The following is a 15716-nucleotide window of genomic DNA, read 5'->3' as shown; positions in this document are numbered from 1 at the left end:
GCAAAACGTGGGTGTGGGGTCAGAGCCCTTTCCTCGCGGAAAGGGCTCTGACCCCTTGCGGGTTACAGCTTCATGTTGAGCCCAACGAAGACCGCGCGGCCCGGGGCGGGCGAGAACATCGGCCGGGCGCTGTCCCAGAAGAAGCTGTCGTACCACGCGTAGGCATAGTCGCGGCCGGTGACGTTCTTCAGCTGCAGGTCCACGCTCCAGGCCGGGGTGATCTGATACTTCGCGCTGAGGTCGAGCACGGCGAAGCCGCCGAACTTGCCAGTGGCGTTGCGCTCTTCCAGGTAGTAATCGCCCTGCGCGCGCGCCTGCAGGCCCAGTTGCAGGGCATCGCTGGCCTGGTAGTCCAGGCCGAGGTTGCTGATGTGGCGCGGGGTGGCGGCCACTTCGCGTCCCTGCAGGGTCACGCCGGCGGCGCGGTCGTCGCGGGTGATCTTCGCCTCCTGGTAGGCATGCGAGGCCCACAGCGTCCACGCGTCACCCAGCTGCGCGCTGATCTGCGCATCCACGCCGCGGCGGCGGGTCTTGCCCAGCGTGACCGTGGTGCCGGTGGCCGGCATGTTGGACACTTCGTTTTCCGCGTCCTGCTGCCATACCGCCAGCCGGGCCTGGCTGCCGGCGAAGGGCTGGAATTTCAGGCCCAGCTCCATCCCGGTGTTGGTGGAGGGCTGCATCGGTGCCTGCCCCGGGGTGAGGTAGGCCGGCGCGGTGGAACCGGTCAGCACCTGGAAGGTACGGCCCCAGTTGGCGTAGACGTGGGTGTGCTCACCCAGGCTGTGGATGACACTCAGTTTGGGCTGGCCGATGCTGCCGTAGTCCTGCAGGCGGCCGGTGGCGCCGTTCATCAGCCGGGTGTGGCCGCTGAAATGGTCCACGCGGTAGGCCGGCACGATCTTCCATGCGTCGGCTGGCTGGTAGATCGCCTGCACGTAAGCGCCCCAGTTGTCGAAGCTGTGGCGGTCGTTGTTCTGCACGCGTGCCGGTGCCTGGCTGAAATCGGTGGGCTCGGCGTAGGCGTAGCGCTCGCGACGGTAGCCGTTGTCCTGCTGCTCGTAGTTCAGCCCGCCTTCCACGGTAAGCATGGGGCTGGCCTGCCAGGTGAGCGTGCCGAGCATGCCCGTCTGGCGCTCGTCCCAGACACGACGCTGGCGCGGTAGGTTGCCGCTGGGCAGGTCACTGAAGGTCACACGACGGTCGTCTTCATAGCGGTTGTAGTACAGCCGCGTGCCGAAGGTGAGCGCGTCGGACAGCTTCATGTCCAGGTGCGCGGCGAACTGGCGCATGTCGCGGTCATCGCCGTCATTGGCGTTGCGCAGGTCGCTGCGGCGGCGGCCCGCATGCAGCTCTTCCGCGGTCATGAAACCGGGTTCGTCGGCCTCGTGATGGTAGGCGCGCGCGGTCAGGCCGATGCGCAGCCCCTCCTCCAGCGAGCCGAAGAACCACTTGCCGCCCAGCGAATACTTCTTCGAGCTGTCGTGGTCGCGGTAGCCGTCGCTGGCCTGGGTGCCGACAAAATAGTTCTGCGCGAAGCCGTTGGCTTCGCGGCCCACCACCAGCTGCATATCGCGGGTGTTGTAGCTGCCATAGGCCAGTCGCGCGTCGGTGTAGGTGCCGCCCTGGCGCGTACCGAAGTTCACGTTGCCGCCGATGTTGTGCAGGCCGTAGCGCGGGTCGTTGGTACCACGCACCACTTCGATGTAGCTGATTTCCAGCGGAAACAGCATGTCGATGAAGCGCTGGTTGCCGCTGTTGACGTTGCTGGGGATGCCGTCGATCAGCGTCTTGATGGCATTGAGGTAGCCCTCGCCGTTGAAGGCGCGGAAGCTGACCTTGCCCGACTCGGCGCCCTGCCGGGTTTCGGTCAGCTGGATGCCGGGCATCTGCCCGAGCAGCTCCCAGCTGTGCGACACGTTGCGGTTTTCGATCTGGTCCGCGCCCAGCACGTCCACCGAGGTCAGCACCTGGTGCGCGCTTAGTTGCCCCTCGCTGTGCTGGTGCACATCAACCTTGCCCAGGGTGAGCGCGGCGTCGGCGGACTGGGCGAATGCTTCAGGGGCGAACGGGGCGGCCGCGAGCGCGGCCACCAGCGTGGGAGTCTTCATCAGGGGGCGGGCGGGAGGCTGGAAATGAAACTTTATAACATTTCGATTCCGCCAGCCATCCGATGATTGCGGGCCCCTCGCCCTTAAACGGGGTAGCCGGTGGCTTCCCGGGCCTTCTTCCAGGCGATTTCAAACTCGCGCGCGCTGATCTCGTCGTCTTCGTCGAAATCCATGAACGACACCGGCTGGTCGGCCAGCACGAAGCGGTCATCGCTCTGGCCGGTTTCATCGGCCCACACGACCTTGGCCCCGTAGATCTCCACCTGGCGCACGATCTTCTCGCCACGGGCTTCCATCAGCACGTTGCCCTTGCCCAGGCCCGATTCGGCCCAGTGCTTGTAGTACTTCTTCGTGTTGGATTTTGCGTTGTTCTTTGCGTATTTCATTGCATGGGTCCTGGCCGCATGCGCGACCGGAAAGTTCGGAATGGCGCCATTATCAGGCATATGGGGGTCAGATCCCTTTCCTGCGGAAGGGGATCTGACCCCTGCTGACCTACTGCGGCAACGCCACACCCTTCGGCCACAGCAGCCACAGGTTGCCCTTCTGCTTCATGTCGCCGGCCAGCTTGCCGGCGGCATCGCCGCTGCCCCAGTACAGATCGGCACGTACCTCGCCGGCAATGGCGCCACCGGTGTCCTGCGCGGCCACCGGGCGTACCACCGGCGTGCCGTCCGGGCGCGTGGTCGACAGCCACAGCAGGCTGCCCAGCGGCACCACGGTGCGATCCACCGCCACGCTGTAGCCGGCGGTCAGCGGCACGTTCAACGAACCGCGCGGACCTTCCGGGCTGTCCGCGCTGCGCACGAAGAACACGTAGCTGGGATTGCTGCGCAGCAGTTCCGGTACCCGCGCCGGATGTGCCTTCGCCCACGCGCGGATCGCGTCCATGGTGACGTCTTCCTTCTTCAGCTCGCCCTGCTCCACCAGCCAGCGGCCGATCGCGCGATAGGGATGGCCGTTCTGTTCGGCATAGGCCAGCCGCACCTGCTTGCCATCGGCCAGGCGCACCCGCCCCGAACCCTGGATCTGCAGCAGCTGCAGGTCCATCGGATCGGTCAGCCAGGCCAGCACCGGCGCCTTGGCCCCCTTGCTGGCGATGCTGCCGGCATCGTCGTAGGGCTTGAGCACCTTGCCCTCCACGCGACCGCGCAGGCGCTTGCCCTTCAGTTCGGGATAGACGCTGTCCAGCTGCACCACCACCAGATCATCGGGTGTGCCGTACACCGGCACGGTGGCGGTGTCGGTACGGGTGAGGCTGCCCGGATAGATGGGTTCGTAGTAGCCGGTGATCAGGCCGTCGGCGCGATGGCCGCCGGCGCGCAGGGAATAGACATCGAGATCGCGCTGCAGGAATGCGCGGATCGCAGCAGCGTCCTTGTCGGACACGGTGCTGGCGGTCGCGCAGGGCTTGGCCCAGGTCGCATCGTTCTTCAGGCGGGTGCAGCTGCTGCGCCAAGCGGCGAAGCCGGCCTGCAGGTCGGTATCGGATACGGCCGGCAACGTGTTCCAGTCGACCTTGGCGTAGGTTGCAGGCGTTGCTGCGGCAGGCGCTTGCGGACGGGTGCCGGTGGTGGAACAGCCAGCAAGCACGGCAAGCGCGAGAAGGCTCCAGCACGTGCGGTTGAAGGGGGCGATGAGGTCAGTCATTGCCCCAATGTAGTGCAATCGGGCGTGGCGCAGGACCGGGATCGCATCCTGCACCACACCACGGGCCTTATCGCTTGCCGCCCAGCAGCTCACTGCTGCGGGTGGCGAACACCGGCGGCGGCACGTCCAACACGGTTTCGCTGACGACGCGGCCGGCGAGGAAGTCGACGATGTTGCGGGCGATGGCCGGGTTGCCTGTCCACAACTCGTTGTGATGGCTGGCATTGCGCACCAGCAGCGAGTGACCGTTGCTGAAGCCCGGCCGCAGCGCATCGGCATTGGCCGGGGGCGTACGCCCATCCAGCGTGCCGCTGATGAACAGCACCGGCACGTTGCTGTGCAGCGGGCCGCGGAAGCCATCACCCAGATCGGCCAGACCAAGGCCCTCGCCGATGGCCGGGAACGGGAAGTTCAGCCCGTCGCCGAACAGGCTCTGGCGTGCCTGGGCTTCGGCCAGCGCCCTGCGCTGCGGGCTCTGCCCGGAAGCGACGTCCATTGCCAGGCCCATGGCCGGGAACTGTGCGAACTGGGCGCGCCCGATCAGCACCAGATCGGCCAGCGGGTCGTAGTTGCCCCTATCGGCCTCACGCAGCACCAACGGCAGCCACTGCTGGGTGATGCGCTGCCCCAGCATATTGGCGATGACGATCTGCGCGTCGTACAGGCCGATGGTGACCTGGCGACCCTTGTGCATGTGGCTGTGGCCTCGTCGCGGCTGCTCACGCAGTGCCTGCAGCACGCGGGTGACCGATCCGGCGAGATCGTCGAAGCCGTCTTTGCGCGCAAGCACCGCCAGGTCCTGCAGCAGCGCGTCGCTGCTCAGGGGCAGTTTCAGCGTATCGTCGGGACCTTCGGATCCCATCAGCACAACGCGATCAAGACCGGCACCGTGCAGGCGCACCGTGGCCAAGGCCAGATGGGTGCCATAGCTCATGCCCCACAGGCTGATCTTCGGCACGTCCAGCGCGCGCCGCAGGTCATCGAGGTCGCCGGCACTCTCGGTCGTGGTGTAAGCGCCGAGATCGACACCGGCCTGACGCCAGAACGCTACGCACTTGGCGGCCGTGGCCTGCACTGCGGCCAGGGCCGTATCGCGCTGCAGCGGTTGGGCGTCGTCGAAACGTGTTTCATGCGGACATTCCGGCGGCGGCTCGGACAAGCCGGCGCCGCGCTGGTCGAGCAGGAGCACGTCGGATTCGCGCCGCACCTGGTCGAACACCGGCCAGCGCGGACCACGTGCGGTATCGATGCCAGAACCACCCGGACCACCGGCCAGGTAGACCACCGGTGCGGCGCGGCCATTGCCAGCCGTCGCACGCAGGCGCACCACCTTCAGGTGCAGCTGCGGACCGTCCGGCTCACTGTGCCGTCGCGGCACCTGCAGCGTGGCGATCTCGGCGGCGATATCGCCATGGTTCCTGGTCTGCAGCGTGTAGGGCTCGAATGCCAGCGCCGCCGGACCGGCCTGCGCGGGAAGGGCAGCGGCGAGGGCCAGGCAGAGCGCGGCGAGGGTGACGGCCACGACAGGGCGACGAACCTGGAAACTGCCGGAAGACGTAGAGGCGCTGCGGGTCATGTTGGGCTCCGATGGAGGGATGTGCGCCGCCAGCATCTGCTCCCTCGCAGTGCTGCGGTCGCGTCCATCCGCCGAACGTCTCCAGACGCCGGTCCAATGTCTCCACACAACCGATACGATGGCCGCCATGCAGATCACACGAACCCTGGCTGTCCTTGCTGCGCTGCTTGCGGCAGTGGCTGCGTGGCTGATCGTGTCGATGCCGCCGCCGGAAATGAGGGTTGTGCAGGGCGCGCAGATGGCACCTGCGATTGCCGGTGCATCCGGCGGCCTGCCAACGCACCCACCGCAGAACCTGGCGTGGCGGCCGCTGGACCAGCAACAGCTGGCGCAGTGGCGTGGCCCGTACTGGCTGCGCTGGCAGGTGCCAGCGTCGGAAAGCGGCACCGATCATGGACGTACAGTGAGGCTGTCCTTGCGCGCTGCCAGCCAGTTGTACTGGAACGGGATGCCATGGATCAGCAATGGCGTTGTCGGTCGCACGCCGGAAGAAGAGACGCCGGGGCGCGTAGACGTCGTGCGCGTGCTGCCACCGGCGTCGGGCAACACCACCGATGAGCTGCTGGTGCTTGCATCCAGCCAGCAGCAGCACTTCACCCTGCATGGCGCCGATGCGATGGTGCTGATCGCGCCCGCCCCCGTGCTTTACGGCCAGATCATCCTGCCATGGCTGATCGCGGCCTTTGCCACCGGTGCGCTGGCAGCCGCCTGCCTGTATTTCCTGGCGGTGCTGCGTGGGCAGACACGCACGCCCGGCGCGCGCCTGCTGCTGGCACTGGGTGTGGTGGGGCTGGCACTGCCCGCGGTCGAGGCGTGGCGATCATTGCTGGGCTACCCCTATCCCTGGCATGGCGTTCGCCTGGTCGCGCTGCTGGCCCTGCATGTGATCGCGGCGCTGCTGCTGCCGGCCTATCTTGCGCGTCGCTTCGAAGTGGCCGTGCCCAGAGCCGGTTGTTTCAGCTATCTGGCGCTGATCGCGGCCGCCGTCATCGCCCTGCCCGGTTTCGACACCCGCTCTGCGGCGGTGCTGCTGTTGAGCCTGCTCGCTTCGACCTGGGTGCTGTTGCGGGCGCCTGCCGGCCAGGAGGACCGATGGCCGATCCTGGCGTTGCTGTCTGCAGGCCTGCTGGCGTTGCTGGTTGCACGCGGCGCCTTCCTGGATGGCCCCTACTTCCTGCTGCTGGCGGTGCTGATGGTGTTCCTTCTGCTGCGCCACGCCGCCCAGTTGCAGGCGCTGGACCGGCACAACGCCTGGCTGCGCGAAGAACGCGCGCGGCTTTCGTTGCAGTTGCTGCAACGGGGCATCCAGCCGCACTGGCTGATGAACACGCTGACCTGCCTGCAGGAACTGATCGAGCAGTCGCCGATGCGCGCCAGCCGCATGGTGGAGTCGCTGGCCGATCAGTTCGATCGCCTGCGCGACAGCAGCAGCCGCCAGAGCGTTCCCCTGCAGGATGAGTTGGCCTTGTGCCGTAGCCACCTGGATATCGTCGGCCTTGCCCTGGACCGGCGCATGGTGCTGGAGGTCGATGGCGAGGATGCGGCGATTTCGCTGCCGCCCGGCATCCTGCATGCGCAGGTGGAAAACGCGTTGACCCATGCCGGCGCTGTTGCCTGCGCACGGCACCCTTTCCGCCTGCACGTGCAGCGCGACAACGCGCGCTGGATACTGGAACTGCGCAGTGCGCGAGGCTCGGCCCCACACCACGGCCGTGGCACGGGTACCCGTTACATCGAGGCGAGCCTGGCGGCGGCCAGCCCCGCCGGCTGGAGCTTCGTGCAGGGCATCGACGGCGACTGCTGGTACGGCCGGATCGAGCTGACATGCGCATCCTGATCGTCGAGGACGAGCCCCTGGTGCGACAGCGCCTGCTGCGCATGTGCGGCGAGCTGGCCGGCGCACGGGCGCGTTTCGATGCGGTGGCCGATCTGGAAGCGGCCGGAGACCGGTTGCAGCGCAGCGTCTACGACGGCCTGCTGCTGGACCTCAACCTTGGCGGCGACGATGGCTTCGAACTGCTGCGCCGCGCGGTGGCCGGGCGCTACCAGTGCGTGGTGGTGTCGGCACACCGTGAGCGCGCATTGCAGGCATTCGAACACGGCGTACTCGACTTCGTGCCCAAGCCCTTCTCACGCGAGCGCCTCGCCCAGGCGCTGGAAAGGCTGCTCGACACCGGGGGTGTCCGCGCCGGTCGCGCGCGTTATCTGGGTGTCTGGCGCGCGCAGGGCACAGCGACCGTCGAACTGGCGGACGTGCTCTGGATCCGCGCCGACGGCGACTACAGCCAGGTGCGTCTGCGCGACGGCCGCAGTGAACTGCATGACAAATCCCTGGCCGCGCTGGCCAGCGTGCTGCCGGCGGATTTCATCCGCTGCCATCGTTCCTACCTGGTCAACCTGCGCCAGGTCCGCACGCTGCATGCTGCCTCCGGCAGTCGCTACTGGCTGGTGTTGAGTGACGGCAGCGAGCTGCCGGTTGGGCGCGCGCATGTGGCCACGCTGCGCGAAGCGTTGGGCATGGAAGGCGGGTAGCGCCGGGCCATGCCCGGCGGTGCCCAACCGGGGTCGCGCTTCGCGCTCGCCGGGCATGGCCCGGCGCTGCCAGGTTCGTCACGGGGTCTGCAGCAACAGCGAATGCAGGATGCGCGCGTCTTCGGCGTCGAGGGCTTTCGGCAGGGTGTCGCTGCCACGGAAACGGCGGTGGAACGCCCGTACCGCTGCTTCGCGGTTGTCGAGCGGATAACCGAAGCGCGCCAGCGCGGCCCATACATCGAATCCTTCCGGCGCAGCACCATCGGCAGCGCGCGGCCACACGCCGAAACCAGCTTCGGCCAATTGTTGCCACGGGAAGAAGCGGCTGGGATCTTCCTTTCGCGTCGGTGCCAGGTCGGCGTGACCGATCACCTGCCGCGGCGGAATGTTCAGCCGGTCAGTGAGGTCGCGCAGCAGCACGATCAGCGATTCGATCTGCGCGGGGCTGAAGGGCGTACGACCGTCATTGTCCAGCTCGATGCCGATGGACGCGGAGTTCAGATCGGTGATGGTGCCCCAGCGCCCGGAACCGGCGTGCCAGGCGCGGCGCTCATCGGCCACCAGCTGGTAGCGATGGCCATCGGCGCCGATCAGATAATGCGCACTGACCCGCCCGCCGCTGTTGGCGGTACGCAGCGTGTGCAGGCTCTGCTGCACCGATTTCTGCTCGGTGTGGTGGATGACGATGATGACCGGCGTGCGCGCGTTCTGGTTCGGCGACGGCACCCAGGTGGCAAGCGGGTTGCGGGTTTCCTGCGGCGTGGAGGCACAGGCGGCCAGCAGCAGGCAGGCCGAGAGCATCAGGGAAGTGCGGATCGGGTGCATGCCCTGATTGTGCGCGATTGGGCGAGATGATGCAGTAGAGCCACGCCATGCGTGGCTGGGCCACCGAGCGTGCCGACCAACGGTCGGCACCCACCAGAGCAGAGCAGTCCATAGCAGGTGCAGTGCCAAGCAAGCTTGGCAACTACCAGAGCAGGAGCAGTGCCGAGCAAGCTTGGCGCCCACCAGAGCAGGTGCAGTGCCGACCAACGGTCGGCACCCACCATGTAGATGCATCAGGCCTCGTAGGCCGATTCACCATGCGAGGTGACATCCAGGCCGGTACGCTCGGCCTCCTCGGTCACCCGCAGGCCGACCACCACCTTGACCAGCAGCAGGATGGCTGCGGTCACCACGGCCGACCACAGCACGGTGAGGCCGACGCTGACCACCTGCACCCATACCTGATGGCCGATATCCAGATCGGCCTTGGTGCCGCCCAGCGATTGCGCGCTGAACACACCGGTGAGGATCGCGCCGACGATACCGCCCACGCCATGCACACCGAACACGTCGGCGGTGTCGTCCACCTTCAGCAGACGCTTGAGGCCGGTCACGCCCCACACGCAGACCACGCCGGCAACCAGGCCGATGACGATCGCGCCGAGCGGGCCGACGGTACCGCACGCCGGGGTGATGCCAACCAGGCCTGCCACCGCACCCGAGGCCGCGCCCAGTGCCGACGGCTTGCCCTTGCTGATCGCTTCAACCAGCGTCCAGCCCAGCACCGCTGCAGCAGTCGCCAGCACAGTGTTGAGGAAGGCCAGCGAGGCGACGGTGTCGGCGGCAGCGGCGGAACCGGCATTGAAGCCGAACCAGCCGACCCACAGCAGCATCGCGCCGATATAGGTGAACGGCACGTTGTGCGGCTTCAACGCGGTCTGCCCGTAGCCCAGGCGCTTGCCGACGAACCATGCAGCCACCAGACCGGCCACACCGGCGTTGATGTGCACCACGGTGCCACCGGCGAAATCGATAGCGCCCATCTCACCCAGGTAACCACCACCCCAGACGATGTGCGCCATCGGGATGTAGCTGAGGGTGAACCACAGCGCCGAGAACAGCAGCACTGCGCGGAACTTGATGCGCTCGGCGAAGGCACCGACGATCAGCGCGGTGGTGATGCCGGCGAAGGTCGACTGGAAGGCGACGAACAGGTAGTCCGGCAGCCCCTTGATCGGCGTGTTGCCCACCGACTCCGGGGTGAAGCCCTTGAGAAAGGCGAATTCGGTGAACGAGCCGAAGAACGGATTGCCGGCGCTGAACACTGCGCTGTAGCCATAGGCCACCCACAACAGCAGCACCAGCGAGAACACCACCAGGATCTGGCTGAGCACCGACAGCACGTTTTTTGAACGCACCAGGCCGCCATAGAACAGGGCCAGGCCCGGTACCACCATCAGCAGCACCAGCAGGGTGGAGGTGAGCATCCAGGCGACGTCGCCGTGGTCATAGGCGGGCGCGGCCACCGCTTCGGCAGCCGCAGGCGCAGCGGCGGTCGGGTCCTGCAAGGGCTCGACGGCCACGGCTTCGCTCTGCAGCGGCGTGACCTGGGCCTGGGCATGTGCACTGCCTGGCCAGACACCGGCGGCCAGCGCACTGAACAGCATCAGCAGGCACACCAGATGGAACCGGGCTTGCCACCCGGTGAGAAGGCGCATCTTCATGGGGGAGTCTCCGGAAGGGGGCTTACAGCGCGTCGGCGCCGATTTCGCCGGTGCGGATGCGGATGACCTGCTCGACAGCGGTCACGAAGATCTTGCCGTCGCCGATCTTGCCGGTGCCTGCAGATGACTGGATCGCTTCGATCACTGCATCGGCACGTTCGTCGGTGACCACGGTTTCGATCTTGATCTTGGGCAGGAAGTCGACCACGTACTCGGCACCGCGATACAGCTCGGTGTGGCCCTTCTGGCGGCCGAAGCCTTTCACTTCGGTCACGGTGATGCCCGACACGCCGGCATCGGACAGGGCCTCTCGGACCTCGTCGAGCTTGAACGGTCGGATGATGGCGGAGATCAGTTTCATGCGCATGTCCCGATGGTGGATGGGGCCAGCGCGCGAACGCGCGATGGCATCAGGCAACCACGGGCCATCGTGGTGATGGCCGTGGCTGTTGCACCGGACACGAACCGGGCCGGGACAGCCGTGCCTCTCTCCTTGCACGGCCGACGCGGGAGGGAGGGCGGCCCATGTCGCGTGTCCGGTCTCTCTCTTGCCCCTGGATCTGCGGGCCAAGGGCCCGCGTTTCCAATGCAGCGGACCAACGGTCCGCTCTACCACGGCGGGCCGGAGCCCGCCCTGCGGCTCCCCAGCCGCAAAGACGGATGCGATGGCGGCGGGTGGGAGGGGTTACCCACCGCCATCGCAGCCGGTCAGCTGGCGTAGTACAGCTGGTATTCCAGCGGGTGGGTCGCCGCGCGGAACTTGGTCACTTCCTGCATCTTCAGCGCGATGTAGCCATCGATGAAGTCATCGCTCATCACGCCACCGGCCTTGAGGAACTCGCGGTCCTTGTCCAGCGCTTCCAGCGCCTGGTCCAGCGAGGAGCAGACCTGCGGGATCAGCTTCTCTTCTTCCGGCGGCAGGTCGTACAGATCCTTGTCGCTCGGTGCGCCCGGGTCGATCTGGTTCTTGATGCCGTCCAGGCCGGCCATCATCAGCGCGGTGAAGGTCAGGTAGCCCGACTGGATCGGATCGGGGAAGCGCATTTCAATGCGGCGCGCCTTCGGGTTGGACACCCACGGAATGCGGCACGAGGCCGAACGGTTGCGCGCCGAGTAGGCCAGCATCACCGGGGCTTCGTAGCCCGGCACCAGGCGCTTGTAGCTGTTGGTGCCCGAGTTGGCGAAGGCGTTGATCGCCTTGGCGTGCTTGAAGATGCCGCCGATGTACCACAGCGCCAGCTGGCTCAGGCCGCCGTAGCCGTCGCCGGAGAACAGGTTGGTGCCGCCCTTGGACAGCGACTGGTGCACGTGCATGCCGCTGCCGTTGTCGCCGACGATCGGCTTGGGCATGAAGGTGACGGTCTTGCCGTTGCGGTGGGCAACGTTCTTGATGACGTACTTCATCCGCAGCAGTTCGTCGGCCTTCTGCACCAGGGTGCTGAACTTGGTGCCGATCTCGCACTGGCCGGCGGTGGCCACTTCGTGGTGCTGCACTTCCACTTCGATGCCGACCTGTTCCAGGGTCTTGCACATCTCCGCACGCAGGTCGTGCAGGGTGTCGGTCGGCGGAACGGGGAAGTAACCGCCCTTCACGCCCGGACGGTAGCCGCTGTTGGCGCCGTCGTACTTGGCGCCGCTGTTCCAGGCGGCTTCTTCCGAATCGACCTTGAAGAAGGTGTTGCCCATTTCATTGGCGAAACGGACCGAATCGAAGATGAAGAATTCCGGCTCCGGACCGAAGAACGCGGTTTCGGCGATGCCCGAAGACTTCAGGTAGGCCTCGGCGCGCTTGGCGATGCCGCGCGGGCAGCGGCCGTACGGCTGCATGGTGGCCGGGTCGAGGATGTCGCAGCTGATCACGATGGTCGGATCGGCATAGAACGGGTCGACGTAGGCGCTGGCGGTATCGGGCAGCAGCACCATGTCCGATTCGTTGATGCCCTTCCAGCCGGCGATCGAGCTGCCATCGAACATCTTGCCTTCTTCGAACAGCGACGGCTCGATGATGCTGACCGGGAAGGTGACGTGCTGCTCGACGCCACGCATGTCGACGAAACGCAGATCGACGAACTCGATCTGGTTGTCCTTGATCAGCTTCTCAACGTTTTCCACGGACATCGGTACGACCTCGGATGGGAATGAATGCCTGCTGAGGTACAGCAACGACCGTGCCAACTTTTCGGCCTTCACAAGTTGTTGATTTCAAAGCGCCTGCCCCAGGGCGGTGCAGAAGCACATGCACCAAACGGGTGCGCGGATTACCGCACGCACCCGTTTGGTGCGGCATGGATCGTCTATTCTCTCGGGCTTCTTCCGCCGCCCGCGCCCGCACCGTCCATGTCCGACCTGCTCTCCGCCCTGCTGCTGGGCATCCTCGAAGGCTTGACCGAATTCCTGCCGATCTCCAGCACCGGCCACCTGCTGATCGCCCAGCACTGGCTGGGCGCGCGATCGGACTTCTTCAACATCATCATCCAGGCCGGTGCGATCCTGGCCGTGGTGCTGGTGTTCCGCCAGCGCCTGCTGCAGCTGGCCACCGGCTTCGGCCAGCGCGAGAACCGCGAGTACGTGTTCAAGCTCGGCGCGGCCTTCCTGGTAACCGCCGTGGTCGGCCTGGTGGTGCGCAAGGCCGGCTGGTCGCTGCCGGAAACCGTCAGCCCGGTGGCCTGGGCGCTGATCATCGGCGGCATCTGGATGCTGCTGGTGGAGGCCTATACCGCGCGCCTGCCCGATCGCGACCAGGTGACCTGGACGGTGGCCATCGGTGTTGGCCTGGCGCAGGTGCTGGCCGGCGTGTTCCCCGGTACCTCGCGCTCGGCCTCGGCGATCTTCCTGGCCATGCTGCTGGGCCTGAGCCGCCGCGCGGCCGCTGCCGAGTTCGTGTTCCTGGTCGGCATTCCCACCATGTTCGCCGCCAGCGCCTACACCTTCCTGGAACTGGCCAAGGAAGGGAACCTGGGCAGCGAGAACTGGACCGACGTTGGCGTGGCCTTCCTTGCCGCAGCCATCACCGGCTTCGTCGTAGTGAAGTGGCTGATGGGCTACATCAAGTCGCATCGCTTCACGGCCTTCGCGATTTACCGCATCGCCCTGGGCGCTGCATTGCTGCTGTGGTTGCCATCCGGCAGCTGAACAGCGCCGGGGCACGGGAACCCCGTTGCCGGCCCCGGTCCGTTTCCCCCTCGGTTCCCCAAGGAGAATCACCATGAACCGCAAGCTCACCCTGCTCCTCCCGCTGGCCCTGCTGGCCGCCTGCAGCCAGACCCCTGCCCCGGCCGGAACCGGCGGTGACGATCTGGCCCCGGCCGCGGCCAAGGCCGGCGACCAGAAGGCGCTGGCACACCTGGATGCGCAGCGCCTGCAGAGCCAGCACTGGCTGCTGCAGCAGGCCACCGCGGCCGATGGCAAGCGCATCGATGCGCTGTTCGCCCGCGAAGACAAGCCGGTCACCCTGGACTTCGTTGATGGCCGCCTGTCGGTCAGCAACACCTGCAACCGCATGGGCGGCGGTTACACCCTGGCCGATGGCAAGCTGAGCGTGAGCGCGATGGCCTCGACCATGATGGCCTGCACCGACAAGGCGCTGATGGCGCTGGACGAAGCCGTCTCCAGCCGTCTGCAGGGCGAACTGAAGGCCGAACAGGACGCCAACGGCGTGCTGACCTTGACCACCGCCAAGGGCGACGTGCTGGTGTTCAACCCGGAACCGACCGCTGAAACCCGCTACGGCGGCGCCGGCGAAACCGTGTTCCTGGAAGTGGCTGCGAAGACCGAGAAGTGCTCGCACCCGCTGATCCCGGATTACCAGTGCCTGCAGGTGCGCGAAGTGAAGTTCGACGACAAGGGCCTGAAGCAGGGCGAGCCGGGCAAGTTCGAGAACTTCTACGGCAACATCGAGGGTTACACCCACGAAGACGGCGTGCGCAACGTGGTGCGTGTGAAGCGCTACGAAGTGAAGAACCCGCCGGCCGATGCGCCGTCGCAGGCGTACGTGCTGGACATGGTGGTCGAGTCGGCCATCGAGAAGAAGTAATGCAGAAGGGCGGCCGCGAGGTCGCCCTTCTTCCATGGGACACCTTGAAGTCGAGTCATGCTCGGCTGGGCAGAAGGCAGTCCAGCATAGCTCGACTCTACATACCCAACCGCCAAGGAGACAGGCATGATTCTCTCCCGCATTTTCGCGCTCCTGCTGGCCACAACGCCTGCCGGCCTCGCGGCAGCCAGTGATGCCAGCGATCTGCAACGCCTGCAGGCACATGAGTGGCATCTCACCCACGCAGTCGACGGCAACGGCAAGCGCCTGGATGCACTATTCATCGCCAGTGATCCGCCCGTCGGTCTGTTGTTCCGCGGCACCAGTGCCAACATGCTGAACCTGTGCAACGGCATGAGCGGCCCATACGCGTTGAAAGACAGCCAGCTCACGTTGGGCAGCATGGAACAGAACCTGAAGGGATGCTTCGGTGCCAAAGGCGAACAGGAAACCGAAGCCAAGCGCAGGATTCTGGGGACCTCCACACTGGTCATGGGTAGCGCGGGGCCGTTGACCCTGTATACCGCACGTGGCGACACGCTGGTGTTCGCGCCGTTGCCACTGAAAAACAGATGAGAAGGGCAGCCGGCAGGGTCGAGCCAGCTCGATCGGGCCTTTGTAGAGTCCAGCCATGCTCGACTGGGCGAAAAGCAGGCGAGCATGGCTACAGAAGGCAAAGTCGGGTTTGGCCCGGCCCTGCAGACGCGCTCAACCCAGCGCAGGATTCAATGTATAGGTGCCGTGCAGCGCCGCTTCGGCCAGTACGTGGCCGTGCATTGCAAGGTACGCATCGGCGGCGGTGAAGCGTTCCGGCAACGACAGCGTGGTCACATCCAGCGCGAACACACGGAAGAAGTAGCGGTGCACGCGCTCGTCGTTGAACGGCGGGTACGGGCCGTCGTAGCCGAGGTAATCACCGGCCATGTCCGGATTGCCGGCGAACCAGCCGGTGAAATCGTTCAGGCCCTGGCGGCTGCCGGTCGGGCCGGCCGGCGCGGTCTTGCCCTTCACCACGAAGCCATCGCTGCAGCTGCCAGCGGCGATCTCCTGCACCGAGGCCGGGATGTCGGCCATCACCCAGTGCACGAAATCGCCGCGCGGCTGATCGCGCGGCACGCTCATGTCATCGCGGCCGACCGTCTCCGGTACCGTTGGCACGTCCGGGTCCACGCACACCAGCAGGAACGAGCGGGTGCCATCGGGCACGCCGCTCCAGGCCAGGTGCGGGTTGCGGTCGGGGGCGAAGCCGGCGGCATCGCCGGCGGCGAACTCACGGTCGATCGACGCACCGTTGGCCAGGCTGTGACTGCTCAGTTGCATCAGATGCT

14 protein-coding genes are annotated in these 15716 nt (G+C 66.4%); 5 read left to right on the top strand and 9 right to left on the bottom strand.

Annotation, left to right across the window (positions count from 1 at the left end; genetic code table 11):
* Window positions 1–62: 62 nt before the first annotated feature.
* The 4 genes from AB4Y98_RS05890 to AB4Y98_RS05875 all read right to left on the bottom strand — a co-directional run bounded on the left by AB4Y98_RS05890 (window position 63) and on the right by AB4Y98_RS05875 (window position 5334).
* Window positions 63–2108 (bottom strand): TonB-dependent receptor, encoded by a 2046-nt coding sequence (locus AB4Y98_RS05890; RefSeq protein WP_442243968.1) that lies wholly within the window; start codon window positions 2106–2108, stop codon window positions 63–65.
* Window positions 2109–2191: 83 nt separating this feature from the next.
* On the bottom strand, window positions 2192–2494 hold the full coding sequence (locus tag AB4Y98_RS05885; RefSeq protein WP_033832709.1) for a hypothetical protein: 303 nt from the start codon (window positions 2492–2494) through the stop codon (window positions 2192–2194).
* A 109-nt stretch (window positions 2495–2603) separates the two neighbouring features.
* Window positions 2604–3758 carry a murein transglycosylase A gene (gene mltA / locus AB4Y98_RS05880; protein WP_442243967.1) on the bottom strand — a complete coding sequence of 385 codons (1155 nt, stop codon included), beginning with the start codon at window positions 3756–3758 and terminating at the stop codon, window positions 2604–2606.
* 67 nt (window positions 3759–3825) lie between these two features.
* The gene (locus AB4Y98_RS05875; protein ID WP_442243966.1) at window positions 3826–5334 is read right to left on the bottom strand and encodes an alpha/beta hydrolase; all 1509 of its coding nucleotides are present in this window, start codon (window positions 5332–5334) and stop codon (window positions 3826–3828) included.
* 127 nt (window positions 5335–5461) lie between these two features.
* Between AB4Y98_RS05875 and AB4Y98_RS05870 the strand changes: the two genes are divergently transcribed.
* A complete protein-coding gene (locus AB4Y98_RS05870) occupies window positions 5462–7171 on the top strand; it encodes a histidine kinase (RefSeq protein ID WP_442243965.1) in 1710 nt (569 codons plus the stop codon).
* The gene (locus AB4Y98_RS05865) at window positions 7159–7866 is read left to right on the top strand and encodes a LytR/AlgR family response regulator transcription factor (RefSeq protein ID WP_336023191.1); all 708 of its coding nucleotides are present in this window, start codon (window positions 7159–7161) and stop codon (window positions 7864–7866) included. The genes AB4Y98_RS05870 and AB4Y98_RS05865 overlap by 13 nt, the downstream gene beginning before the upstream one ends.
* Window positions 7867–7944: 78 nt before the next feature.
* On the opposite strand, the gene AB4Y98_RS05860 is transcribed toward AB4Y98_RS05865, so the two are convergent.
* The 4 genes from AB4Y98_RS05860 to glnA all read right to left on the bottom strand — a co-directional run bounded on the left by AB4Y98_RS05860 (window position 7945) and on the right by glnA (window position 12473).
* Window positions 7945–8691, bottom strand: coding sequence for an N-acetylmuramoyl-L-alanine amidase (locus AB4Y98_RS05860; RefSeq protein WP_442243964.1), 747 nt, complete (start codon window positions 8689–8691; stop codon window positions 7945–7947).
* Between the two features lie 233 nt (window positions 8692–8924).
* The gene (locus tag AB4Y98_RS05855) at window positions 8925–10355 is read right to left on the bottom strand and encodes an ammonium transporter (RefSeq protein WP_312786329.1); all 1431 of its coding nucleotides are present in this window, start codon (window positions 10353–10355) and stop codon (window positions 8925–8927) included.
* Window positions 10356–10377: 22 nt separating this feature from the next.
* Window positions 10378–10716 carry a P-II family nitrogen regulator gene (locus AB4Y98_RS05850; protein ID WP_004134334.1) on the bottom strand — a complete coding sequence of 113 codons (339 nt, stop codon included), beginning with the start codon at window positions 10714–10716 and terminating at the stop codon, window positions 10378–10380.
* Window positions 10717–11063: 347 nt separating this feature from the next.
* Window positions 11064–12473, bottom strand: a complete 1410-nt coding sequence (glnA, locus tag AB4Y98_RS05845; RefSeq protein ID WP_059063220.1) for a type I glutamate--ammonia ligase — start codon at window positions 12471–12473, stop codon at window positions 11064–11066.
* A gap of 219 nt (window positions 12474–12692) precedes the next feature.
* On the opposite strand from glnA, the gene AB4Y98_RS05840 reads away from it, so the two are divergent.
* The 3 genes from AB4Y98_RS05840 (at window position 12693) to AB4Y98_RS05830 (ending at window position 14964) form a co-directional block, all read left to right on the top strand.
* The gene (locus tag AB4Y98_RS05840) at window positions 12693–13487 is read left to right on the top strand and encodes an undecaprenyl-diphosphate phosphatase (protein ID WP_033832703.1); all 795 of its coding nucleotides are present in this window, start codon (window positions 12693–12695) and stop codon (window positions 13485–13487) included.
* Window positions 13488–13560: 73 nt separating this feature from the next.
* Window positions 13561–14388 carry an META and DUF4377 domain-containing protein gene (locus AB4Y98_RS05835; protein WP_025875974.1) on the top strand — a complete coding sequence of 276 codons (828 nt, stop codon included), beginning with the start codon at window positions 13561–13563 and terminating at the stop codon, window positions 14386–14388.
* A gap of 126 nt (window positions 14389–14514) precedes the next feature.
* Entirely contained in the window at window positions 14515–14964 is a 450-nt protein-coding gene (locus tag AB4Y98_RS05830) for an META domain-containing protein (protein WP_394197347.1), read from the top strand.
* A 132-nt stretch (window positions 14965–15096) separates the two neighbouring features.
* Here AB4Y98_RS05830 and AB4Y98_RS05825 read toward each other — a convergent pair whose 3' ends face one another.
* A complete protein-coding gene (locus AB4Y98_RS05825) occupies window positions 15097–15708 on the bottom strand; it encodes a YbhB/YbcL family Raf kinase inhibitor-like protein (RefSeq protein WP_442243963.1) in 612 nt (203 codons plus the stop codon).
* Window positions 15709–15716 lie beyond the last annotated feature (8 nt).

This window comes from Stenotrophomonas sp. 2YAF26 (assembly GCF_052114625.1).
GTDB classification, from domain to species: domain Bacteria; phylum Pseudomonadota; class Gammaproteobacteria; order Xanthomonadales; family Xanthomonadaceae; genus Stenotrophomonas; species Stenotrophomonas indicatrix.
Note: the sequence above shows the minus strand (reverse complement) of the source record. Positions and strands in the feature narration are given on the sequence as shown.